At 45.5% G+C, this 23,084-nt stretch carries 22 protein-coding genes and 2 pseudogenes; 12 read left to right on the top strand and 12 right to left on the bottom strand.

Annotation, left to right across the window (positions count from 1 at the left end; genetic code table 11):
- Positions 1 to 192: 192 nt before the first annotated feature.
- The 5 genes from tnpC (at position 193) to NX720_RS13705 (ending at position 6,053) form a co-directional block, all read left to right on the top strand.
- Positions 193 to 1,866 carry an IS66 family transposase gene (tnpC, locus tag NX720_RS13685; RefSeq protein WP_262595368.1) on the top strand — a complete coding sequence of 558 codons (1,674 nt, stop codon included), beginning with the start codon at positions 193 to 195 and terminating at the stop codon, positions 1,864 to 1,866.
- Between the two features lie 266 nt (positions 1,867 to 2,132).
- Positions 2,133 to 2,765: a L,D-transpeptidase family protein gene (locus NX720_RS13690; protein ID WP_262595369.1), complete on the top strand. Its 633-nt coding sequence runs from the start codon at positions 2,133 to 2,135 to the stop codon at positions 2,763 to 2,765.
- Positions 2,766 to 2,881: 116 nt separating this feature from the next.
- Positions 2,882 to 3,469, top strand: coding sequence for a UPF0149 family protein (locus NX720_RS13695; RefSeq protein ID WP_262595370.1), 588 nt, complete (start codon positions 2,882 to 2,884; stop codon positions 3,467 to 3,469).
- A gap of 102 nt (positions 3,470 to 3,571) precedes the next feature.
- Entirely contained in the window at positions 3,572 to 4,813 is a 1,242-nt protein-coding gene (gene ubiH / locus NX720_RS13700; protein WP_262595371.1) for a 2-octaprenyl-6-methoxyphenyl hydroxylase, read from the top strand.
- Positions 4,814 to 4,838: 25 nt separating this feature from the next.
- Entirely contained in the window at positions 4,839 to 6,053 is a 1,215-nt protein-coding gene (locus tag NX720_RS13705) for an FAD-dependent monooxygenase (RefSeq protein ID WP_262595372.1), read from the top strand.
- 36 nt (positions 6,054 to 6,089) lie between these two features.
- Here NX720_RS13705 and NX720_RS13710 read toward each other — a convergent pair whose 3' ends face one another.
- The 5 genes from NX720_RS13710 to NX720_RS13730 form a co-directional block, all read right to left on the bottom strand.
- Positions 6,090 to 7,187, bottom strand: a complete 1,098-nt coding sequence (locus NX720_RS13710; protein ID WP_262595373.1) for an RNA-guided endonuclease InsQ/TnpB family protein — start codon at positions 7,185 to 7,187, stop codon at positions 6,090 to 6,092.
- Complete coding sequence (locus NX720_RS13715) at positions 7,184 to 8,203, bottom strand: ISAzo13 family transposase (protein ID WP_318654112.1); 1,020 nt, start codon at positions 8,201 to 8,203, stop codon at positions 7,184 to 7,186. Before NX720_RS13715 ends, NX720_RS13710 begins: the two co-directional genes overlap by 4 nt.
- Positions 8,143 to 8,388, bottom strand: a complete 246-nt coding sequence (locus tag NX720_RS13720; RefSeq protein WP_262595374.1) for a hypothetical protein — start codon at positions 8,386 to 8,388, stop codon at positions 8,143 to 8,145. Before NX720_RS13720 ends, NX720_RS13715 begins: the two co-directional genes overlap by 61 nt.
- 584 nt (positions 8,389 to 8,972) lie before the next feature.
- Positions 8,973 to 9,515 (bottom strand): IS630 family transposase, encoded by a 543-nt coding sequence (locus NX720_RS13725; protein WP_262601579.1) that lies wholly within the window; start codon positions 9,513 to 9,515, stop codon positions 8,973 to 8,975.
- A complete protein-coding gene (locus NX720_RS13730; RefSeq protein ID WP_262595375.1) occupies positions 9,500 to 10,027 on the bottom strand; it encodes an IS630 family transposase in 528 nt (175 codons plus the stop codon). Before NX720_RS13730 ends, NX720_RS13725 begins: the two co-directional genes overlap by 16 nt.
- A 194-nt stretch (positions 10,028 to 10,221) precedes the next feature.
- Between NX720_RS13730 and ltrA the strand changes: the two genes are divergently transcribed.
- Complete coding sequence (gene ltrA, locus NX720_RS13735; RefSeq protein ID WP_262595376.1) at positions 10,222 to 11,535, top strand: group II intron reverse transcriptase/maturase; 1,314 nt, start codon at positions 10,222 to 10,224, stop codon at positions 11,533 to 11,535.
- An 81-nt stretch (positions 11,536 to 11,616) separates the two neighbouring features.
- Here ltrA and NX720_RS13740 read toward each other — a convergent pair whose 3' ends face one another.
- On the bottom strand, positions 11,617 to 11,733 hold the full coding sequence (locus NX720_RS13740) for a helix-turn-helix domain-containing protein (RefSeq protein ID WP_262595377.1): 117 nt from the start codon (positions 11,731 to 11,733) through the stop codon (positions 11,617 to 11,619).
- A 65-nt stretch (positions 11,734 to 11,798) separates the two neighbouring features.
- Here NX720_RS13740 and tnpA point away from each other — a divergent pair.
- The 6 genes and pseudogenes from tnpA to NX720_RS13770 all read left to right on the top strand — a co-directional run.
- Positions 11,799 to 12,113: pseudogene (gene tnpA, locus NX720_RS13745) on the top strand (IS200/IS605 family transposase); the annotation flags it as partial.
- A 146-nt stretch (positions 12,114 to 12,259) separates the two neighbouring features.
- A pseudogene (locus NX720_RS13750) lies at positions 12,260 to 12,373 on the top strand (IS200/IS605 family transposase); the annotation flags it as partial.
- A 139-nt stretch (positions 12,374 to 12,512) separates the two neighbouring features.
- Complete coding sequence (locus NX720_RS13755) at positions 12,513 to 13,712, top strand: histidine phosphatase family protein (protein ID WP_262595378.1); 1,200 nt, start codon at positions 12,513 to 12,515, stop codon at positions 13,710 to 13,712.
- Positions 13,713 to 13,891: 179 nt separating this feature from the next.
- Positions 13,892 to 14,716 carry a hypothetical protein gene (locus tag NX720_RS13760; RefSeq protein ID WP_262595379.1) on the top strand — a complete coding sequence of 275 codons (825 nt, stop codon included), beginning with the start codon at positions 13,892 to 13,894 and terminating at the stop codon, positions 14,714 to 14,716.
- A gap of 74 nt (positions 14,717 to 14,790) precedes the next feature.
- Positions 14,791 to 15,696 carry a hypothetical protein gene (locus NX720_RS13765; RefSeq protein ID WP_262595380.1) on the top strand — a complete coding sequence of 302 codons (906 nt, stop codon included), beginning with the start codon at positions 14,791 to 14,793 and terminating at the stop codon, positions 15,694 to 15,696.
- A 165-nt stretch (positions 15,697 to 15,861) separates the two neighbouring features.
- Positions 15,862 to 16,083, top strand: a complete 222-nt coding sequence (locus NX720_RS13770) for a DUF2835 family protein (protein WP_262565594.1) — start codon at positions 15,862 to 15,864, stop codon at positions 16,081 to 16,083.
- A 99-nt stretch (positions 16,084 to 16,182) separates the two neighbouring features.
- Here NX720_RS13770 and NX720_RS13775 read toward each other — a convergent pair whose 3' ends face one another.
- The 6 genes from NX720_RS13775 to NX720_RS13800 form a co-directional block, all read right to left on the bottom strand.
- The gene (locus NX720_RS13775; RefSeq protein WP_262595381.1) at positions 16,183 to 16,434 is read right to left on the bottom strand and encodes a YfhL family 4Fe-4S dicluster ferredoxin; all 252 of its coding nucleotides are present in this window, start codon (positions 16,432 to 16,434) and stop codon (positions 16,183 to 16,185) included.
- A 34-nt stretch (positions 16,435 to 16,468) separates the two neighbouring features.
- Positions 16,469 to 16,954, bottom strand: coding sequence for a pantetheine-phosphate adenylyltransferase (coaD, locus tag NX720_RS13780; RefSeq protein WP_262595382.1), 486 nt, complete (start codon positions 16,952 to 16,954; stop codon positions 16,469 to 16,471).
- 112 nt (positions 16,955 to 17,066) lie between these two features.
- Complete coding sequence (locus NX720_RS13785) at positions 17,067 to 18,536, bottom strand: coniferyl aldehyde dehydrogenase (protein WP_262595383.1); 1,470 nt, start codon at positions 18,534 to 18,536, stop codon at positions 17,067 to 17,069.
- Positions 18,537 to 18,613: 77 nt separating this feature from the next.
- Entirely contained in the window at positions 18,614 to 20,812 is a 2,199-nt protein-coding gene (locus tag NX720_RS13790) for a hypothetical protein (protein WP_262595384.1), read from the bottom strand.
- 128 nt (positions 20,813 to 20,940) lie between these two features.
- Positions 20,941 to 21,201 (bottom strand): hypothetical protein, encoded by a 261-nt coding sequence (locus NX720_RS13795; RefSeq protein ID WP_262595385.1) that lies wholly within the window; start codon positions 21,199 to 21,201, stop codon positions 20,941 to 20,943.
- A 151-nt stretch (positions 21,202 to 21,352) separates the two neighbouring features.
- Positions 21,353 to 23,077 carry a hypothetical protein gene (locus tag NX720_RS13800; RefSeq protein WP_262595386.1) on the bottom strand — a complete coding sequence of 575 codons (1,725 nt, stop codon included), beginning with the start codon at positions 23,075 to 23,077 and terminating at the stop codon, positions 21,353 to 21,355.
- Positions 23,078 to 23,084 lie beyond the last annotated feature (7 nt).

Consider the following 23,084-nt stretch of genomic DNA (forward strand, 5'->3'; position numbering starts at 1 on the left):
TGCGCATATTGGAAACTTTTTCTGCTTCAGGCGAATCCTTTGCCTTGTACGACAGGTTTATTATTTTTCCTGGCAGGGTGATGAGAGCTTCAAATAAAACCACCTACCCCAAAATTTGAGCCATCCTATACTTCTGGAGTAACTTTTCTACAAACCACTAAACATAAGCTCAAAGTCGTCTACTTTTAGAGTATGCAAAATGCTCATGTTTCAGGATCAGGCACAACACCTGCATTACTGCCTGCCCCCTTTGCTACCTCGCAGGTCATCCTCACCAAGCAGGAACACATCCAGCTAAAACAGCAGGCCAACCTCTGGCATGCCATGTGGAAGGCGGCCTGTGGCCGAGAGAAAAAAGTATTGGCTAAAAATGCCTCTCTTATCGCTCAGCATAAAGCCGAAATGGCTGGGTTGAACACCCAGGTCGCTGATCTGAAATCAGAACTGGCACACATGAAGCACTTGCTTTTCGGTCGTAAATCAGAGAAGACCAGTTCTTCTTCAAAGAAAAGTGGCAATACTACCCGGCCACCTTCAAATCGAAAACGAGGTCACCAGCCCGGAGTCCCCGGCTCTGGTCGCCATCTTCACAACAACCTGCCAGTGGTTCATGAGTCTGTAGACTTACCAGTGGACAAACAGTGTTGTACAGTCTGTCACCGGCCATTCAAGTCTTTTTTCAATGACGACAGCTGCGACGTAATTGAAGTTGAAGTTAAGGCTCACGTTCGTCGTTATCACCGAAGGCATTACCAAAAAACTTGCCAGTGCCCTGAAACGCCCAATATTACTACTCCACCACCTCCACCAAGACTCATCAACAAAGGAAAGCTTGGTATTTCTGTCTGGGTGGAGCTGTTGCTGAATAAGTACGCATACGGCATCCCCATAAACAGGCAACTTGAGTCTTATAAGACTCAGGGACTGGAACTGTCGCAGGCGACCATCTCCTTTGGCCTGGAAGCTATAACGCCCTTTTTTGAGCCGGTTGCCGAAGCTACTCGGGAATTCGTCGCCAGTAGCGATCAGTGGCATGCTGATGAAACCCGGTGGATCAGCTGGGCACATGAGACCACAGGTTCTCACAAACATTGGCTTTGGGTATTTCTCTGTGATCAGGCGGTTTATTTCAGCATTGCTGACACCCGTGCGGCTGTCGTACCAGAGTCGATCATTGGTGACGGGGCTGGAACGCTGGTGTGTGACCGATACTCAGCGTACAAAAAGCTTGCGAATGATGCGGTGTCTATTAATTTAGCTTTCTGCTGGGCTCACGTCAGGCGGGATTTTATTGACGCTCAACGAGGTGATCCGGAGTTGGAGAAATGGAGCGCCACCTGGGTGAACAGGATTGGTCGTTTATATCATCTTAATAGTCAGCGACTTGAAGTGCTTGATGAACCAGAGCAGCTAGCAACACAGCAGTTACGGCTTGAACATCAGGTAGAGCAGATGGCAATCCAGAGGGATCAGGAACTTAATCGTCCTAAACTGCGAGTCAGAGCGAAAAAAGTGCTCGAAAGTCTACAGAATCACTGGGAAGGATTGACCCGCTTTGTCACTGATCCCGGTATCCCCATGGATAACAACGCTGCAGAGCAAGCACTGCGCACAGGTGTCGTTGGCAGGAAGAATTACTACGGCTCTGGCAGCGTATGGAGTGCTGATATAGCCGCTTTTCTATTCAGCGTTTTTATGACGCTAAAGCTTTGGGATATTAATCCAAAAATCTGGCTGGGTGCCTATCTTGAGGCTTGTGCCATAAATGGCAGGAAGCCACCTAATGATCTCACTCCTTATCTGCCCTGGTTAATGAGTGAGGAGCGGCTTTGTGAAATGCGCAATCATGATCCGCCAAAGGTATAACAATTGGAGGCAACAATAGGGAAAAGCGGTGTCTTAATTGCTAATTTTGAAGCGGTTTGTAGAAAAGTTACCTTCTGGAGGTTATTTTGAAACGAAGGCCTCGGCTGCTCGCCTACGGGTGTGCAGGAATGACAGGTGTGTTTGCCTGATGGGGTAAGGTTTTATTCCGAATGAAATTTAAATATTACTTGGGTCTCATATTGCTAATCTCTATATCGCAAAAAACGCCCTGTCACTTATTATCTGAGTCCACCCGCCAATTGTTAATGCTGTCCAGGCAGCAAGTTCTGGTGGTTGCCGATCAGGGCACAGATAACAAAGGACAGATGTTCTGTTATCAAAAGAACGGAGGGAAGTGGTATAAAACCTGTTCAGACATTCCTGTTGTATTAGGGCGTAATGGCTTGAATAAACAGAAGGAGGGGGATCAAAAAAGCCCTTCCGGTATTTTTAAACTAGCCCGTGCTTTTGGTTATAGCCCTGAAGCTCCAGCAGGGGTTAGCATGCCCTGGGTTGCTTTGAAGACATCGTCCCTGTGTATTGATGACCCTGGCTCAAAGTATTATAACCAGATTGTTGACAGTCGTGACGAAAACATAATCGCTGACTGGAAAAGTGCAGAAAAAATGCGCCGTGATGTCTACGACCAGGATAATTTATACGAGTTTGGCCTGATACCAGAAGTCAGTTCTGAAATAGGTTCTTGTATATTTATTCACGTCTGGAGAGGTGAGGACAAACCAACCGTCGGGTGTACGGCAATGAGCCGGGAAAAAATTCTTGAACTTATTCAATGGCTATCCCCTGGCATGAGCCCTGTGATTATTCAGGGAGATAAAGAACAGATTCAAAACCTGCAGAAAAATGGGTTTCTGCAATATCATAACGTTCCCGATTAACGAACCTTGCGAAATTCTCCAGCCATAGCGACAGTGCCTGTTAGAAGAGACTCACGGCGAGAAGGGTGCCAACATCTGGTAAACTAGCTGCATTAATGTATTCAGGTTTTAGAGACATGTCTCACAACGAACTGGGTCACGAGCCCATCCCTTTTGATGAACTGGCAGACAGACTGGTAGAGCTGGGCGGTGGCAGTCACCCATCGGAGCTGCATGGCTTGCTGTGCGGCCTGCTGGCAGGTGGTGAGCGTCCGGGGGTAGAAGCCTGGCAGCGTCAGGTGGCTGGTATGCTGGGCGATGAACCGCTGGATGAAGTGAGCCTGCAACACTTTGCTGTTATGTACGAAAGTACTCGCTCGCAACTGGAGCGGGGCGACTTCGGCATTCAGGTACTTCTGCCCGATGATGAAGAATCGATGGAACAGCGCACTGAAGCACTGGGTCTCTGGTGTCATGGTTTTCTCTCAGGTTTTGGTGAAAGTGCTGCCAACAAACAGCTGAGCGATGACCTGAACGGCATCCTGCATGATTTCTCTGAGATTGCCCAGATTCAGGAATCCGATGAAAGCGATGAGACCGAACGCTTTTTTCTGGAAGTCAGTGAATATGTGCGTATGGCGCTGCTCAATGTGTTTGCGGAAATGAATTCAGACGAAGAAACGGCAGCGCCGGTGCCTGCCGCAGAAAGTGGTCGTCTGCATTAAACAGCCATGAGCTGTATTTACATTGTCAATAATAAATACAAACAGCCATGAACGGCTCTTTATGGTGAATGCTCTTTATGGTTAATAGACTTGGGGGGTGATATGACGGAGAAGCAGTTCGATATCCTGATTATCGGAGGAGGGCTGGTCGGTGTCAGCCTGCTGTGCGCGCTGGAGCCTGTTATAAAAAGTCATCAGTTAAAGGTCGGGCTGATCGAAAGCCATGATCTTGATGAACCCAGAGATACCCCGCCCAGCTATGATGCCAGGGCGTCGGCGCTTTCATACGGCACTCGTCTTATTTATGAGCAGCTGGGTATCTGGAAAGAGCTGTGTGACGACGCAACGCCTATTCTTGATATCCATGTTTCGGACAGAGGGCATTTTGGTCAGACGCATCTCAACCACAATGAAGAAAATGTTCCGGCGCTGGGGTATGTGATCGAGAACTTTCGTCTGGGTAAGGTGTTACTTAAACGTCTGAAAGCTTTTCGTGACCAGCAACTGATCGAGGTGTTAAGCCCTGCTGAAGTCACTGGCATGAAGCCTTTGCCAGAAGCCCGCATGACGGTTGAAGTGATGGTGGGGAATAAGCAGAGTGGCTATCAAAATAACTATCACTCAAACCTGACGATTCTTGCAGATGGTGGTCGTTCGTCACTGCTGGATAAACTGCACATAACTCGCAAACAGTTTGATTATCAACAGCACGCGCTGGTGGCGAATGTGTCCCTTGACCGTCCTCACGCCGGTATCGCCTATGAACGGTTTGCCGGTGAAGGCCCGATGGCGTTATTGCCCCTGAAAGGCACTGAAGCCGGGGATTACCGTTATGGTCTGGTATGGACACTGCCAAACCGGCAGATTGATGATTATATGGCTCTGGATGAACAGTCGTTTATGGAACGACTGCAACAACGATTTGGCACGCGCGCCGGGCGGTTTGTCCGGCTGGGTCAGAGAAACAGTTACCCACTGGCATTAACCGTTGCCAGAGAGCAGGTTCGCCCGGGTCTTGTGGTGCTGGGCAATGCCGCCCATGCCATGCACCCTGTCGCCGGTCAGGGATACAATCTGGCGATCAGGGACGCTATGGCGCTGGCCGGTAATATATTGGACTCTCTGGTTGCGGGGAAATCTCCTGGTCAGCTGAGTCAGTTGTTGCAGTATGTTGAAGGTCAGAAACGGGACCAGGCGATGACGCTGGATTTCTGTGACAATCTGGTCAAACTGTTTGCCCGAAAAGAGGTGGGGGTGATTCTGGCCCGTAACCTTGGCCTGACCGGATTAAATGTCAGTCGCCGTCTGAAAACCCGTTTTGCACGAAAAGCCATGGGGCTTTGATCAGGCAGGGAAGGAGTACGTTGTTATGAAGAACTATGATATTGCCATCGTCGGTGGCGGCATGGTGGGCGCTGCCCTGGCGCTGAGTCTGAGTGATACCTCTCTGCGAATTGTCATCATTGACCAGCACAGTCTGAAGCCTGGACTGATTGCCGAAAATGCCCCTTACTCTCCACGGGTCAGTGCGCTGACAGAAGCTTCAGTACAGCTGTTCAAGCGTCTGGGTGTCTGGGACACCATGAGATTCCAAAGGGTGTGTCCATACCGGCACATGCGGGTCTGGGATGGCGAAGGTACCGGAGAAATAACCTTTGATGCCGGGTCGGTGGGTTATCCACAGCTGGGGTATATTGTTGAAAATCCGGTGATTCGGGCGTCTTTGCTAAAAGGTCTGGAGGATACTTCGGTTGACCTGTTGGAAGCCTCCGGTGAACTGTCATTCAGGCCACTTGAAGCAGGTTATGAGGTAGTGCCTGAAAAGGGACAGGCTTTTCATTGCCAGTTGCTGGTGGGCGCTGATGGCGCTGAATCTGCGGTAAGAAAATGGGCCGGCATTCCCCAGTCACAAAAAGATTGTCTGCATCATGCCATTGTTACTACGGTTGAAATTGAAAAACACCATCAGGATACAGCCTGGCAGATTTTTCTCGATACCGGCCCCCTGGCCTTTCTGCCTGTGCCTGATCAGGACGGCAAACATTACTGTTCTATTGTCTGGTCACTACTGCCTGAGCGTGCTGACGCTGTGATAGCGCTTGACGAAGATGCCTTCTGCAAAGCGTTAGGCAGAGCTTTTGAACAACGTCTGGGCACTGTTATCCGAACCGATAAACGTTACCGCTTCCCCCTGAAACATCGACACGCCAGACACTATTACCGGCAAGGCATTGTGCTGGTAGGAGACGCCTGTCATACCATTCATCCTCTGGCGGGACAGGGGGTTAACCTGGGCTTGCAGGATGTTGAAGCGTTAAGCAGGGAATTAATTCGTGCCTGTGAGCGCGACGACGACATTGCGGGTAAGCATATTCTTGGGCGTTATCAACGTCATCGTAAAGGTGCCAACATGACCATGCTAGCGGCGATGGATGGCTTTCAGCATCTGTTTCATGCTGACGACCTGGCTATTCGCTGGTTGCGTAATACGGGTTTAAATCTGGCTAATGATTCTCATTTAATCAAAGAGTGTATTGTCAAACAGGCCATGGGAATCAGCGAAACTCTGGTTGGAAAAGAGTGACGGCTCCCCACCCTATCGGGTGAGGCTTCTGATTTCTTAGGCAGCAACCGACAGTATGCCGGATTTACGCAAGCCTCCATCAGCAGAAACGGACAGTCCTTCCGCCTTTAATTTCAATATGCCTTGCTTCTTGATATTGCGAGCTGCATTAATATCCCGGTCATGGATAGCACCACAGCTACACTCCCATGATCGGATTCTCAATGGCATTTTTTCCTGTTTCAAATCGCAGACTGAGCAAGTTTTAGAGGATGCAAACCACTGGTCTATCTTCACCAGATGTTTACCTTCCTGCTTTGCCTTGTATTCGAGTTTGGTTATCAGTGAATGCCAGCCAGCATCAGCAATAGAACGAGCAAGACGCTTGTTCTTGAGCATGTTTTTAACTTTCAGTGTCTCCACAATCACCGCTTGGTTTTCGTCGATGAGTTGTTTTGATAGCTTATGCTGAAAATCATTACGGGCAAAGGCTACACGCTCATGCGCCTTTGCCACCAATAAACGGGCTTTGTGCCTACTTTTTGAGCCTTTCTTGCAGCGAGATAGAGCCTGTTGTTTTCTTTTCAGGTTACGTTGTGCTTTTTTCAGAAAGCGAGGATTGCCAGTCTTATGGCCGGTACTGGTGATAGCCAGATCAGTAATCCCCATATCAACACCGACAACCTGATTAGCCTCAAGATTATCAATCTGTTTTGGTTGTTCCTGGGTATCATCAGCCAATATGGAGGCAAAATACTTGCCGGTTAGCGTTCTGCTCAGGGTGATAGACTTCACCTTACCCACTATTTCACGATGCACTTTAGCCCTTATAGGCTTGCACTTGGGGATTTTTATCCAGTTATCGCCCACAGAGACAGACGTACAATGGTAGCTACCTTGCTTGCCATGCTTTTTCTTGAAGCGAGGAAATCTTGCCTGCAATTTGGGATTGAAAAAGTTTTGAAAGGCCGTATCCAGATTGATAGTGGCCTGTTGCAGTGCAATAGAGTCAGCGTTTTTCAGCCATGAGTACTTTCGGCTTTTCTTGGCTTTTGCCAGCAAGGGCTTCAGGTGTTTTTTGGGAGAAAGGCTCTGCCCACGAGCCTTGTAATAATGAACCTTAGGGATAGTCCCGAAATAACTTCCAGATTTCATCCAGTGGCAGGAATAGCTCTATAGTTCCATTTTGGTAGAAACTTATCGAACTGAATGGTCATGTTTTTCTTGAAATCAGCCGCATACTTCCGGCCAGTCTCGAAGACTTTGTCGATAATCCTGACTGTCACTGCAAGACCTGTGGTTGTCTCTGTTTTGCTCATGTAGTGTGCTGCTGTTTCGATGCTTTCCAGTGATACCCCCTTACAGGCATGCGTCACATGGGGAAATAAGCGATGCTCTATTGGGTTGTATTTGGAACAGTATGGTGGATAGTGCGCTATCCGTATTGCCAAACCCAGGCGATTTGACAGTGCTTGTAAATCTTCCTTGAAAATATACGTCAACGCACTATTACTGCCTCCGCCATCACATAAAATGAGCAACTCGTTATGATTTGGATAGTCTCGTCGACCCTGCTCATGCCACCAGAGTTCAATGCTTTCGCATGCAAATTCAGTCGTATCATGGCTGGCGTTAAGATGCAGGGACGCAGTGTTTTTGCTCAGGTCGTAAATTCCATGAGGAATGACCTTGCCATCGCTGGCACTGGGGAAATCATGGTCATTAACGATAACCGGTTCTGCAGAATCAACAATGCCTTCACGATAAAAATTACCCAGCAATTCTTTCTTTTTGGTGTCGATACTGATCACTGGTTTGCCCGCATCAAGATACTCTTTTCGCAAATGGGTAATTTTTTCAAATTGAGCATTGCGATCGGCATTTTGACCCATGGTTTGTTTTTTCTGTGGTTTACGACGACGGTAGCCACTCTCATGAAGCAGGCGGGAAACGATGTTTTTACTGGCAGGAGTTCCAAGTTCCTTGAGTTTTCTGGATATCTTGCGACGGGAAAGGTTAGTCCATTTCAAGCCCTGTCGTACCGGGTCTCCCGCAGTGTGGTTATGTAAAACCAAGTGAAAGTTATCAACGACCTTGGGATTTTTCTCGATCAGTGTTTTTCGTCCACCCCTTTTTTTCTCTGCCGGACAGAGTTCAGTTGTTCTTCTGATTTGAGTTCAGTAATGCCACGGTTAATGGTTTTTGGATCACAGTTTAATAACTTAGATATGAATGCAATGCCGCCATGCCCAAGCTTAACAGCCTCGACAGCAGCGTAACGCCTGCGATCACGCTCATTGAGGGTATTGTAGAAACGGATCATCTGAATGGCGACGGCTGGAGAATAATGGCTCAAGATAACTTCCTGCACTTGTTACTGCTGAGGCTATTATCCCTAATCTACGGCCTCAGGGGAAATCCGGAAGTTATTCTGGTTGCGACAGGCTAAGCCTGAGAATGTGGGAGGCTCCATGAGTTGAAATCATTCGTTGAAATCCAGCAGGTTCGACTCCTGCCCGGTAAAGACTAACCATCAGCCGGAAGCGAGTATTGCATAGTCAGTGGTAACGCTGGCTGTGAAGCGTATACAGCGGGTACTAAAGCCGTGGGATTGAGTCTCGAAATAATTGCATCGTTGGTGGGCTTCATTCTCTGGAAGATGGAGTCAGCACTGGGCTGCCGGTAAGGTGAGGCAAATCCAGCCCGACCGGGATCCGAGGCTAGGGCATAGGTACAGGATGGATTTCTCAGGAACCTGCGAGGTCCAGTATTGACCTGAGTAAGACAGCCATTGGTTCTATGGCTGAAAAGAACCCGGTCGTCAGGTTATGCTTCAGACCCGGCGGAGCGAATATGAAGCAACTCTCAGGAGTCCGGAAGCGAATTCATAAGTGACCGGGTAGTAGGTACTGGAAGTCTTATACCAATTCCGTTTTTAAATTATGATAAAGTAGCCCAGCTTCTGGAACATAAACTTTTTAAACGGCCAACTTCAGAAGTAAGCTTTTTCCATCCATCGCAGAGTGCATCAACGATGGCATCATAATTTTTGAAAGACCTATTGGATAAATCATGTTCTCTCAACCACTCCCAAAGTTGTTCTGAACTATTCAGCTCTGGTGAATAAGGAGGTAATGGAATTAGCACCAGGTTGTCATATTCGGGAAGATCATTTGCGTGATGATATCCAGCATTATCTATCACCACTGCCGCATACTGTCCTTCAGGTGTTACTTTAGAAATCTCATTTAAAAGAAGAGCCATTGATTCTGTATTAGCCATCGGAAGTATTAAGGCAATAGCTTTATCTCGTTCTGGGCAGACGGCTCCAAACATATAAGCATATTTGAATTGGCGTTGCCGAATTAATCCTGGTCGACTTCCTTTAGGAGCCCAAATTCTGCTGATAGTGTTTTGTTGACCAAAGCGTCCTTCGTCTTGAAACCAAACATCAACATTTTTTAGATCTACACTTTCCGGTATCCTTTGCTGTACCTCATCTTTGAATTTTTTTTAAACGCTTCCTGTGCTTCTGGATCACTCTCAGGGTGACGTGTTCGACCGGAGATCCATGAAAGGCCAACTTTATGAAGTAATCTATAAACTGTTGAGTTGACACAGTCTATGCCAAATTCCTTGCTTAACATTTCTTTGATATCTCTTCCAACAACTCTTCCCCCTTCACGTTGTTCCTGAAGTTCAAGAACGGCACTTTTAAATCGCTGTTCTTGTTCATCAGTTAATATATTTTTTCTGCCACGACCGCCTCTATCCTTAAGAGACTCTGCTCCTCCTTCTTTATAACGGCATAACCATTTGTATACTGCTTGAGGGTGGACATCGAGTAAATCTGCAACTTCTGTTTCTGGTAGACCTTTTTGTAAGAGCCGCAAACCAAGCAGCCGAATACACTCCCTGTTATCTAAGGCATGTCGTGCTTGGTTTTGGAAATCTTCTTTAAAGAAGGCTTCGGATAAATTGGGAGAACAAGACATCTTAATAGTAGATAGTAGGCAATAAAATTTATACTCAGTTTAGCTCATATTCTGAAAAAGGGATTGGTATTAGTGTCCCATAGTACTGATGACAACGGGGAACTCCGCTCAGGAGGACCCGGACGAGGAAAGGGGGCACCGTAGTTATTGACCCGTCTGTGGGAAACACATGAGGTGCACAGAAACTGATGTTTGTGTCAACGAAACAGAGACGGATAGCCATACTGGCCAGAGACAACCCGGCCATGGTATTCACTTCTCTCAATCACCATATGGATTACAACTGGCTTTTGCAGGCGTATCAACTGACTCGCAAGGATGGTGCGACAGGTGTAGATGGTCAAACAGCCGAGATATATGCGGTACAGCTGGAGTCTAATCTCCTTAATCTGCTGGATCGAATTAAATCTGGCCAATACCGTGCCCCTGCCGTACGACGTACATACATAGATAAGGGAAAAGGTCAGAAAAGGCCGTTGGGTATTCCCACCTTCGAGGACAAGATTGTCCAAAGAGCTGTGGTTATGCTGTTGGAACCGATCTATGAGCAGGATTTTTACAACTGTTCATTTGGCTTCCGGAAACAGCGGTCTGCACATCATGCGTTGGAAAGCCTGCGTAACCATATTATGAGAGACAGGGCTTACTGGGTTCTGGACGTGGATATACAAAAGTATTTCGATACGATTGACCATGGACAGCTGAGGAAGTTTCTCGCCAGACGAGTAGTTGATGGCGTGGTAAGAAAGCTGATTGATAAATGGTTGAAGGCAGGTATTCTTGAATCCGGGGAGGTTTCCTACCCGGTACAGGGAACGCCTCAGGGCGGAGTGATTTCGCCATTATTAGCCAATATTTATCTGCATTATGTATTGGATGACTGGTTTGTACAGACAGTTCTGCCAAGAATGAGAGGGCGGTGCAGCCTGACCCGGTTTGCTGATGACAGTGTTATGGTGTTTGAAAATCATGATGACTGTCGTCGGTTTGAAGAAGCACTTGCTAAGCGCTTTGAACGATACGGGTTAAATTTGCATCCGGAGAAAACGCAGTGTGTGGACTTTCGGCCTAATCACCGGAAAGAAAACAAGCGCTGTGGAAATTCGGTCACCTTTGACTTTCTTGGATTCACACACTTCTGGGGAGTATCCCGGAAGGGAAACACTGTTATATTCCGGAAAACAGCCAAAGGGCGGATTGCCAGAACGCTGAAGGCATTCAACGACTATTGTCGTAAACATAGACATGACTCGTTGATTGATCAATACGCTGCATTGAACCGGAAACTTCGGGGACACTATGCGTATTTTGGTATTACAGGCAACGCCAAATCCCTGGGAACCATCCAACATAAAGTGAAGATAATATGGCGAAAGTGGCTCAGTCGATGTTCGCAGAAGAGCTACATCACATGGGAGAAATTCAACCTGTTCCTGAAACGTTTCCCCTTGGCACCGCCAAGAATCCATCATCAGTATTACCGAGGTTATCAGCCAGTGAACCAATAATTATGAGGAACCGGATGCGTTAGTTGCGCACGTCCGGCTCTATGAGGGTTGAGGTCGGTAACGGCCTCTTCTACTCGGAGACTATTCCTTAATAGCCAGGGCCTTGTTCCATACGAACCGCACAGCATCAAACTGACGGTCGAGAAATTCCGCCTGCTCTGATGTTGGATAGATTCGTACTTTGGTGGCTCTCAGCATGGAACGTTATTTCAGTGCTCATTAATATAAAGTTTATATTATAGGTATTTGAAAGAGGTTTTCAAGTGAGCGCACACAATAAAGATTTGCTTAAAGGGTATCTTCGCAAACGACATAGCGTTACCAAGCTGGTTGTTCATTTGGTGTTCACGACAAAGTACAGGCGAAAGCTTTTTGATGGCTATATGATCAAGCAGTTACGGGAGTCGTTCGAGAGTGCATGTGAAAAACTGGAATGCCAGTTACTTGAAATGGATGGCGAAAAAGATCACGTGCACCTGTTGGTGGCCTAACCACCAAAACTGGCTATCAGTGTCATGGTAAATAATCTCAAATCAACATCATCAAGACGGTTGCGAATGCTGAATACCCACCTTAGGGGTGCAGCATTCAATAACTTACCGGGCTGTTGGCTTTTGGCTATTAGCTGCTCGTACAGCCAACCGCCAACCGCCAATAGCCAACAGCCAACAGCCAAAAGCCAAAAGCCAAAAGCGGTATATTATGTTCTGCTGCTTCCCTTACTGCTCAGAGCAAAGCAGGCTTAATGCGGTCAAGGTCTTACTTTGCTTGCAGTGCTGGCGGTGCAACTATCGAGACTCTGAAGGACTACGTTAATAGCCAGAGTACACCAGATTGATGGCGGAAGGCTCTGCGCCTTCCCGTCTTATATCCCCGCCCGCATTGGGCGAGGGTTTACGACGATTTTGCTAAAAACTGGTTAAACAGAAAATTTTTTCTATTCTGTTCGCTGAGCTAATTCTAAAGCGAACAGAATAATGAGTAACTTCTGTAGCTGGAGGGCGCTGCTAGCTTTTTTAGCCGCCGCCTACCTGCTACCCAACTTTATAGTGGCCGAGGCCGTGGCTGAGTCTCCAGACCTGGTTATCAGCCTGGTTCGTCATGGTGATCGCTCCCCCAGGGTTCCTTTAAATGAAAAACTCTGGCCGATGGGCAACGCTGAGCTCACGGCAAAGGGGGCTCGGCAGTGTTATGAGCTGGGGAAAAAACTCAGGCAGCGCTACTTCACTGATGACTTCCCCGAAACCTGGCACAGTGGTTATAGCCGACATATTGCTAAAAGCCTGAACCGTACCATCCAGTCTGCCAATGCCGTTCTTCAGGGCTTTTACCCCGCAGGAGTCTCTGAAACCGGCCTGCCGAATCAAACGCAGATTCCTCCTTTGTTTGCCTATCCTCCGGAATCGGACTTTCTGTTCAGTACTCATCATATCTGCCCGGGGTTTGTGAAACGTATGGAAGCTCTGGAAACCAGCACCACATGGCAACAGAAAAAAGCGAGCTATGGCGACCGCTTCGCGTACTGGGCCAAAGTGGCTAACCGACCAAAACAGATTTTTTCTCTGATCCCCCTGATGGATGCGGTTTTTGTCCGCAAGCTTTATAACATCCCGTTGCCTGACAATCTGACGCCTGAAGATCAGGAGCAACTGACCGATTTGCTGGACTGGTTTTTCACTGAACTGGTTAAAGATCAGGAAATGCTCCAGCTTCTGAGTGCGAACTTTATTCAGGAGCTGATCAACACACTGGAAAGCTATCAAACCCGGAGTCAAACCCGGAGTCAAACCCGGAGTCAAACCCGGAATCAGGCCCGGATACAAAATCGCAAGCCAGCCCGCCATCAAACCTGCAAGGGTAATGACTGCGAACGCTTTGTTCTCTATGTGGCCAGTGACCTTAACCTGCTGACATTTCTGGCCATTATGGGCACCCCACGCTCTCAGAATGTCGGCTATGGATCTCACCTTGATCTTCTTGTGAGCAGTAGTGAGGGAAGAAAGCCCGGCGTTAAATGGTTCTTTGATGATAAACCGCTGGCATTGCCAGCCTGTCAGGCGGATTGTTCGCTTGAGCAACTGATATCCCTGCTCAGGCAGAAGCTGCCGGAAAGTTGGCAGGCGTTATGCGAATTTGGTTCTGGCGTCCAGCTTAAGGACAGCCGTTTCCAGTACTAAATAGTGAGACGACAAAAGAAAATGACTGAATTTGTGAACTATATTTACTCGGCTCCGTCCAATGATGGAGAACAAATACTAAATTGAGCCCATATCATTGGTTCCCGGGTGGTTTATATGGTTTTCATATCGACGTCAGGCAATGGTTTTTAGGGTTCAGTCCCCGTAAGGAGAATTGAATGCGTAAAGTTGTTTCGGTAGGTTTTCTGCCCGCAGTGGCTGTATTAGCCATTCTGCAGGGATGCAGCAAGCCCAAAGAATGTCCCAAAGTGGTGGCGCCTGCGGTCGATGATGATCACCGTCCTGCAGCCATTGAAGAATCTTACGACTGTTCCATCGCCGACAGCAGTGACCCAATGAAGCAGACCTGGTGCGAAGCCAAAAGCCTGTTTAATGCCAGCACAGTCGCCGATGACCCTGAAGCCTTTGGTCCTTTCCTGAAAGGTTTCCGCCAGGGTATCAACGATGGCAGGCGTGCTGAAGTCAGCAGTGTTTCCAGGGAAGCGTTGGAAGGGCAGAAGGAAAAGCCTTTCGAGGCAGGCTACCGTGCAGGCTATAACGGTATGGTTATGAAGCTGGGCATTGTTGAATATGACTGCCGGGATGGCGAGCAGGCCAGTGAATACAAGGATCGCTGGTGTGAAGCTGAAGATGCCTATCGGGTGGCCGGAGCAGGCAGCAGTGATAACCCATTCGTGAAAAATCGCTTTATTGATGGCTATATGGCGGGTGGGCGTGTAGCGCTGACGGTACCGACCTCTATGGAGTCATTCTTCAGTGGTGAGAATCCGGAAGGCAAACAGTCCGCCATTTTCAAGCCTGAGGAGAGTGAAGGCCTTCAGGGAACCACTCTGGCGTTCTACAGCGGCTTTGATGAAGGTTACAAGGCAATGATCGCCAGTATCCGCGAATCCATTAACCAGGTAATGGAGCAGATGCAGATTCCAAACGATATGCAAATGCCCGAAGGCCTGATGCCTCCTCTACCGGATCAGGGGCAGTAAAATCTGGCTTGACAGAAGAAAGCCCGGATACTGGCTTTCTTCTTCTAATGATTTAATAAAAAGGAATGTTAAACATGCGTAAAAGGATTCACCTGAAATTTGTTGTATTATTATTTGCTGTTTTGAACGTTTGCTCATCAAAAGCAGAAGTTATGGCTGTTTTTCATGAAAGCTATCGTCATGACCCGGCTATTGAAGTTGCAATAGATAATTATATTAAAAGTGCTGAAGCTAAAGGACATAAAATAATAAAAGTATTCGTACCTACGCAGACAATCACTGAACTAACAGATAGCATTTATATTAATTTGGTTAGTCAGGATGTGGCTTTAAAAGATATTTCAGGTATTAATTTTTATGGTCCTTTATTGTCTGAAAAAGTAACTTTTAATTCGACAGAACTTTCTGGTTACAGTCTGTTCAGACTTCAAAATATTATTTATGAACCTCAGGCATCTGATGATGCGCTTTTAGTTAAAAGTGATCATATGTTTGATATAGTGAGATGGGTCTCTCATCAGTCTTTTAAGTCTAATAAAGAGTTAATTAATCATTTAAACAAATCATCGAAAAATATAGCACCTGATAACTCTGTGAATCTTGGAATTCAGCACCTGAAGGACTTAGAAGAAAATATTTATAAATGTATACCGTATTTCTATGAAACGAATAAACAACAGCGAGATGATATCGGTCTTCTCTATAAAGGATTATCATTGCTTCTCTTTTACGCAGCTCTCTCATTACCACAGCATGTAGAGCCCAATCTTTCCGGCTTCACCAAAACAGCGAAGGACATAGCAAGGTTGGGTAGTTTGGGGGCGATGATTTACTACTTTCCAAGCTTTCTGCTTACCAAGGCAGTCAGGTTGTTGAAAGGAGACGAGATAAATGCTAAAGAGTTTTGCCAAAAATTCATTATCCCTGTAATGAACAATGACGGGTTGTTAAAAACTTTCCAAAAGAACGATCAGTTTTAACAATCGTTTCCAGAATGTTAACCGGGATCGCATTGCCTGAGCCATAAGACAGCAGTGTGATTCAGGCTTCTTCAAAACGGTGCATGCAACACTAACTTTGCACAAGCGGAAGGTAAACTGCTAAATTCTAGTGTGTAAAAGAATCATTCATGGAATGGAGGCAGCATGCACACGGCAGTGTTTTCAATCAGCCTGAACTCTGAGCAGGTTCTGCTCTATTACAAAGGCAAAAAACACCGGGTTCAGGTGCGAACCCGAGAAGGCTTCACCATGAGCCTGCCTTATGACATTCTGCTCCAGCATGTCACCCGTGAAGGCATTCACGGAACCTTTGAAATATCCTATAGCGATGACGGTAAGCTGGGTGATTTACGGCGGCTGAGTTAATTCAAACGTTTGCTAATTTAATACAGGCAGATAAAAAGAGGGGCATTGTCAGAAACAATGCCCCTCTTTTTTGCATCAAACAGCGTCAAGCCGCATATATTACGCAGCGCTGACGATCAGCGTGTACTTTTCCATCAACTCTTCTTTGGATTCCTGGTGCTCAGGGTCCAGTTCAATGCAGTCGACAGGGCAGACATTCTGACACTGAGGCTCATCGTAATGACCCACACACTCTGTACACAGAGTCGGGTCAATTTCATAGATTTCATCTCCGGGGGAGATGGCGCTGTTAGGACACTCAGGTTCGCAGACGTCGCAGTTAATGCAATCGTCAACAATAACTAAAGCCATGGGGGTTTTCTCCGAAAAGCCTGTTTTGACCCGTTCAGTCGTTCTGACCAAATTTTTCAGCCAGGGCCTTGCCAACACAGGGGTCAACAAATTTTGTTATATCCCCACCCAAAGAAGCGATTTCACGCACCAGGGTTGAGGAAATATACGAATACTGCTCCGCAGGCGTCAAAAACAGGCTGTCTACAGAGGGCGCCAGAACACGGTTCATGTTCGCCATCTGAAATTCATACTCAAAATCAGAAACCGCACGCAAGCCGCGCAGAATCACGGTTGCCTGCTGTTCTTCCAGAAATTTTGCCAACAGGGTACTGAAGCCGGTGACCTTGACATTATCAAGGTGAGCAATGCACTCCTCGGCCAGCCGAACCCGCTCACTCAGTTTAAATAATGGTTTTTTCCTGGGGCTGTCAGCCACCGCGATAACAACTTCGTCGAAGATGCGAGCGGCGCGCTCGACCAGATCCATATGGCCTTTAGTGATCGGGTCGAAAGTGCCAGGATAGATAACTTTGCTCATCGAAAGTACTTTTCCTGCTGTATCCTCCTGAATGGAGGTTGTGTTAGCAAATCAGGGCGCAATCGTAACGAAATCAGCCTTCAGGCTCAAACTTATACGGTGTTTTCTCCCGTCATCGTGATGACAGGAACTTCAGTATGGCCTGTTTGAACCGACTGTTGTGAGGCGGAAACACCAGCCTGGCCGAGTTAAAGCGCCCCTTGGACAAGACCGATTTGGCTTTGCTGAAGGTCAGGAACCCTTCATGTCCGTGGTAGTGACCCATGCCTGAAGGTCCAATACCCCCAAATGGCATATCGTCGATGGCAACATGCATCAGGGTTTCGTTAATGCAAACACCACCTGAATGGGTTTTCTGCTGTATCTGGTTCTGGCGTTGTTTATCGGACCCGAAATAATAGAGTGCCAGAGGGCGGGGGCGCGCCCGAACAAAATCAATGGCTTCTTCCAGGTTATCAATGGCAATGATCGGCAGTAGTGGGCCAAAAATTTCCTGTTGCATCACTTCCATATCGTCTGTGGCATTCAGGATCAGATGGGGGGGCATACGACGAGAACCGTCAGTAATGGTTTCATCATCCAGGGTGACAATGGTTGCGCCTTTGTTTCTGGCATCCTGAATTAACGACAAAAGTCGTTGGTACTGGCGATGATTAATAATGGCCGAATAGTCACTGTTGCCACTGACGGTTGGGTACATGGAGCGGAACGCCTTAAGGTAGGCGTCGATAAACGTTTGCTGTCGTGACTTGTCGATAAGAATGTAATCCGGCGCCACACAGGTTTGACCGGCATTCAGGGATTTTCCGTAGCAGATGCGTTCGACCGCTTCCTGCAATGGAAAATCAGTGTCTATGATCACCGGTGATTTACCGCCCAGCTCCAGAGTGACGGGTGTCAGGTTATCCGCAGCGGCGCGCATCACATGCTTACCCACCGATGTTGAACCGGTAAACAGCAGGTGGTCGAAAGGCAGGCTGGAAAAAGCAGCGGCCACGTCAGCCTCGCCATTGACCACGGTAATAAGATCGTCCGGAAAGGTTCTGGCAATAATGTCAGCCATCAGCTTTGAGGTTTCCGGGGTAAACTCAGACAGTTTCAGCATGCAACGATTTCCAGCTGCCAGGGCAGTCACTAAGGGGCCCATAGCCAGAAACAGAGGGTAGTTCCAGGGAACAATAATGCCCACCACGCCCACTGGCTGATAAACCACTTTGGCTGAGGCGGGTTGCAGGTGCAGCGGTACACGACGACGGCTGGCTTTCATCCACTTTTTCAGATGTTTACTGGCGTAGGCGATATCACTCAGGGAAGACATAAATTCCGCCAGCAGGGTTTCGTGGCGGGAGCGTCCGCCAAAGTCACTGTCAATGGCTTGAATCAGGTCTTCCTGGTGGCTGAGCAAAGCCTGTTTGAGCTGCTGTAGCCATTCGCGCCGTTCAGAGGCACTTGGGCAAGGGTTTTTGAGGAAGGCTTCCCGTTGTTGGTTCAACTGTTCTGTCGGCGTCTTTTCCATCTTGATGGCAGGTATTTCTGTTACGCTGGTGGTTTTATTATTAGTTTCCAGAACGAGCTCACTCATGGTTTGCTTTCCTCCAATGTTAGGGAGTCAGTGTGCCAGAGATTGAACTGAAAGCTCAATGGCTTTATGGGGGGTATCTATAATCCCGTTTCTCGGTTTTCGTTAAGATATTCACTTGCAGTTCTGATAATCTCAAAGTCTTGCTTTTGACTCATTTCTTCAGGGTGTAGTAACACTTCTGCTAATTGTTTTTTCAATACGTCCAGTTGTGTATTGAGCAGTTCTTCATGCGACAGGGGCGTGTTATCGTGACGCTCACTGACTCGTCGAGAGAAGTAGAATCGCTGGTATGCCTCGAAAGTAAGAGGTTCTTTCCAGCGCAGGGCATAAATACAATACGCTGCCACACAGGGCAGTTTTCTGTCATCTTTCAAGAGCGTGGAAAGTGCAGGCCAATGTTTTAGAGTTTTTCTCAATTCAGCATAAGCAAGTTCTTTTCGAAGATTGTGTATATTCTTTGAACTACAGGTTGATTCTTTTGATTCAAAAATTAATGGCTCAGGGCGAAGTGGTGTTGATGCCGGAATTGGTTCTGCAGTGAACTCTTTTTCGGTGGCTTTATGTGCAAATTCAGGTAGATGGCTATCAGTCTTATGTTTTTCAAGGAAATCACACGCAGCCAACATGGTATTTTCCATGTCGGGATTTTTGTATTGATTCAATGAGGAAATATTTAAATGTTCCTGTAACTCTGTTAGAAGTTCTCTTTTCTTGTTCTCATTAAGATGGTAAGTTTCTTTTTTGGAATTTCCACCCTCGAATAGGACATTTTTGAAGTCATTTTCTGTGTACGTTTTTTTAAGTAATTCTTTATTCGCCTTAAGTTTGAGGATACATTCCTTAGCAACGTAAATTAGTTTCAAGTTGGATTTTTTATCAATTCTGATATTGTATTTATCCTGTAGAATTGTTTCCAGTTTTAATGATATTTTTGCTCTATATTCATACCTTTCTTTTTCCCAACTTTTTGGAGTATCGAGTTTTTCTTTATCTGTACTTTGTGTGCGAGTAACTGTTTGGCTGCTAGTATGAAATTCTTCAAGAAAGTCACACGCAGCCAGTATGGTTTTTTCCTCGTCGGGATTACCTGCTTTATTCACTAATTTTTTATTTAATAGTGTCTGTAAATTGATTAGATTATCTTTTATGTTACTTCTTTTTTTTTGATTAAGGTCTTTAGTGGTTTCTTCTGTTTTTTCAGACCTGCTGCTACTTTGATTAAGCTCGTTCAACTCATTGTATGTATAGTTTTTTGGAGTTAACTTTCCATGCAGTTTGAGTTGTTCGATACTTTTGTTAGCTACACAGATCAGGTTGTTATAACTTCTGTTTAGAATGGTAATTCCGTATTTTATTCGTAAATTTTCTTCCAGGCTGGAAAAAGCTTCTTTTATTTTTTCTTTTTTATTTTTACGGCTCTTGCTTTTGACAGAAGTTTTTTTAATTTTTTCTTTTGAAGAGATACCTGCAACTGCGGCCAGTAATTTTATATTTTTATTTATTGTACTACTTTCACTTTCTGTTAAGGGAGTGCTTATTAATGATTTTGCTTTATAATATAAGGCTTTGGCATAATTCTTGTTTCTTTCGTCATAGTTAATTCTATGAATCTGTAGACCTATCTTTTTCTTTAAGCTTAATAGTTGACTGCCTACCTTTTCATCTACAGTAATTAGTTTTTTTAGGTTTTGTTTGTTTTGTATTAGTTCACTTAGAATCTCTATGTTCTTTTTTTTGTTGGAAGTTGTTTCGAAATCACTAAGGAATTCAGCTAGTTCGTCAAGACTATTTTTACATGTTATTAATATTTCATCTTCACCTTTATTTTTAATTTTATATAATGTTTCTTTATATTGAGTCAGTTTGTCTGTTCCTGCTGTTGCTGTTGCTGTTTGCTTTAAACTCTCGGTATCAACCCCTCTTGATTGAAGCCACTTTTCAATGTCTTTTACTGATTTCGATTTCTCACTTTGGAGAGTTTTAACCCTTGAAGTATGTCTGGCAGTAGAATCGGCTTTTAGCTTTTCTTTTGCACTGAGCGTCTTGGTGTCGCACTTATCTTTTTCAGATGATTTCGCGTTTTCCAAAGATTGAACTTTTCTTTTCTTGACGGGTGGATTTTCCGGATTTATCGGGTCATTCCCGATAGATAACAGGTTCTTTCGCTTAGGAGATTTATGTGTTTGACGTACTCCATGAGTACAGGTTGATGATGCGGGCTCAGAATAAGTAGCGCTGGTTGAAGCCCCGCTATCGTAAGTAGTTATGCTATCCATAGCGTTGATTAATCCTCAATACAGCCAAAAAAAGACAATTCGGTTCACAGTTAGATAGCAGATAAGCAGGAAAGTTCCGGTAAGGGGCGCAGCATTCAATAACTTACCGGGCTGTTGGCTTTTGGCTATTAGCTGCTCATACAGCCAACCGCCAACCGCCAACCGCCAACCGCCAACCGCCAACCGCCAAAAGCCAAAAGCCAAAAGCCAAAAGCCAAAAGCCAACAGCCAACAGCCAACAGCGGTATATTATGTTCTGCTGCTTCCCTAAGAAGGCATGATGCTGAGTCGGTAGACAACAGATGGTCGAGGCTGGCTGCAGGTGCACATGACGACGGCTGGTTTTCATCCACTTTTTCAGATGGTTTGTGCAACTGCTCCGCCAGCACATTTTCCCTGTCAACAGCAGGTATTTCGGTTACGCTGGAGGTAGGTTGATAATTATTTTCCAGAACGAGCTCACTTATGGTTTGCTTCCCTCCAATGGTCGAGGGCTAGTGTGCCAGAGAGTGAATTAAAAGCTCAATGACCTTTTAAAGACTACCCGTAGTGACTTTCATGCAAAGCATTAAGGTATTCGTTTGCAGCCCTGATAATTTCTACGTCTTGCTTCTTGTTCATTTCCTCAGTGTGTAGCGATGCATCTATTAATTGTTTTTTCAATGAGTCCAGTTGTGCATTGATCAATTCTTGAGGAGTGTCATCGTGACGTTTGCTTAGTAGTTGAGATAAGCGGTATCGTTGATATGCCTCATAAGTTATTGGCTCTTTCCAATATATGGAATTAATACAGTATTCCGCCGCGCAGATCAGTTCTTTTTCATCTCTGGGGAGTGTTGAAAGGGCAGGCCAGTGCTTTAAAGTTTCGCTCAATTCTGTATAGGCAAGTTCTTTTCGGAGGTTGAGTGTGTTTTTTAAACTACAAGTTGATTTTTTTGATTCAAAAATCAATGGCTCAGAGTGAGGTGATGTTGATGTCGGAATTGAATCTGCAGAGAGCCCTTCTTCGGTAGCGTCAAGTGACGATGTAGGCAAGTGAGTATCAGGCTCAAATTCTTCAAAAAATTCACACGCAGCTAGTATCGTTTTTTCTACGTCGGGATTACCTTCTTTATTCACTAAGGATATGCCTAGAAGCTCCTGTAGATCCATTAGGCTATTGTTTTTCTTATCTCTAAATTTTTGAGCGTACTCTTTATTGGTTCTGTTTCTTTCTTTAGACCTGCTACTTCTGTTAGCAAATTTTTCTAAGTCTTTATATGTGTATGTTTTTGCGACTAATTCTCTGTGCTGTTTGAGTTGTTCAATGCTTTTTTCGGCGAGATAAATCAGATTTATATCAGAGCGGGTCATAAGTGTAATATTATATTTTTCTTGTAATATTTTTTCTAGTCTGGAGAAGGCTTCTTTTGTTTTTTCGTACTTTTCTTTAATCCATTTATTTGAGTTTGTCCGTTTTTCGCTTTTTGGCTTTGGAGTAGTTCCTGCAACTCTTTCAAGCAAATCCATGTTTTCATTTACTTCACTGAGTTCTTTTTTTAGTAAGGAGTCGCTCATGAATAATTTAGCCTTATTATATAAGGCGTTGGCATAATGCTTGGTTCTTTCCTTCTCATTATCATAATGAACCTGTCTAGCGATCTTGCTTCTTAAGGTTATTAACCGAGCATAAATTTTTTCATCTACAATAATATGTTTTTTTAGTTTTTTTGTTTTTTGTATTAATTGCTTAATATTTTCTATATTTATTTTCAGTTTTTGCTTCTTTTGTTCTTTCTTTAGCTTGTTCTCTAAGTTGAAATCAACAAGGACTTTAGCTAATTCATCAAGTGAATCCTGGCATGAATTGATTATTTCATTATCTTTAAAATTAAGTAGTTTTTTTTCATACTGAGCCAGTTTGTCCGCTGTCGTGTCTTCTTGCTTTAGGCTATCTGTATTAACGCCTTTTTTGTTTAGCCATTGTTCAACATATTTTACTGCATTCTTTTTTTTAGTTCTAAGAATTTCACTCTCCAGCAGATGTTTTGCCTTAGCTTCTTGCCTTTTTTTTTCAGATGTATTCGGCTGTTTAACCAATTGAACTTTTCGTCTCTTGACCGGTTTCTCTTCCTGATCACAGGTGGTGAATGACGAGGCGTCTCGCTTAATGGCTCTGTGCGGAAGCGTGCGCTCAGCATCGGTTGATGCAGGCTCAGAATAAGTAGTGCTGGTTGAAGCCCCGCTATCGTAATTAGGTGGTGATGCTCTGCTTGTGCTATCCATAGCTGTT

The sequence above is a fragment of the Endozoicomonas euniceicola genome (genome assembly GCF_025562755.1).
In the GTDB taxonomy this organism is placed as follows: Bacteria; Pseudomonadota; Gammaproteobacteria; order Pseudomonadales; family Endozoicomonadaceae; genus Endozoicomonas_A; species Endozoicomonas_A euniceicola.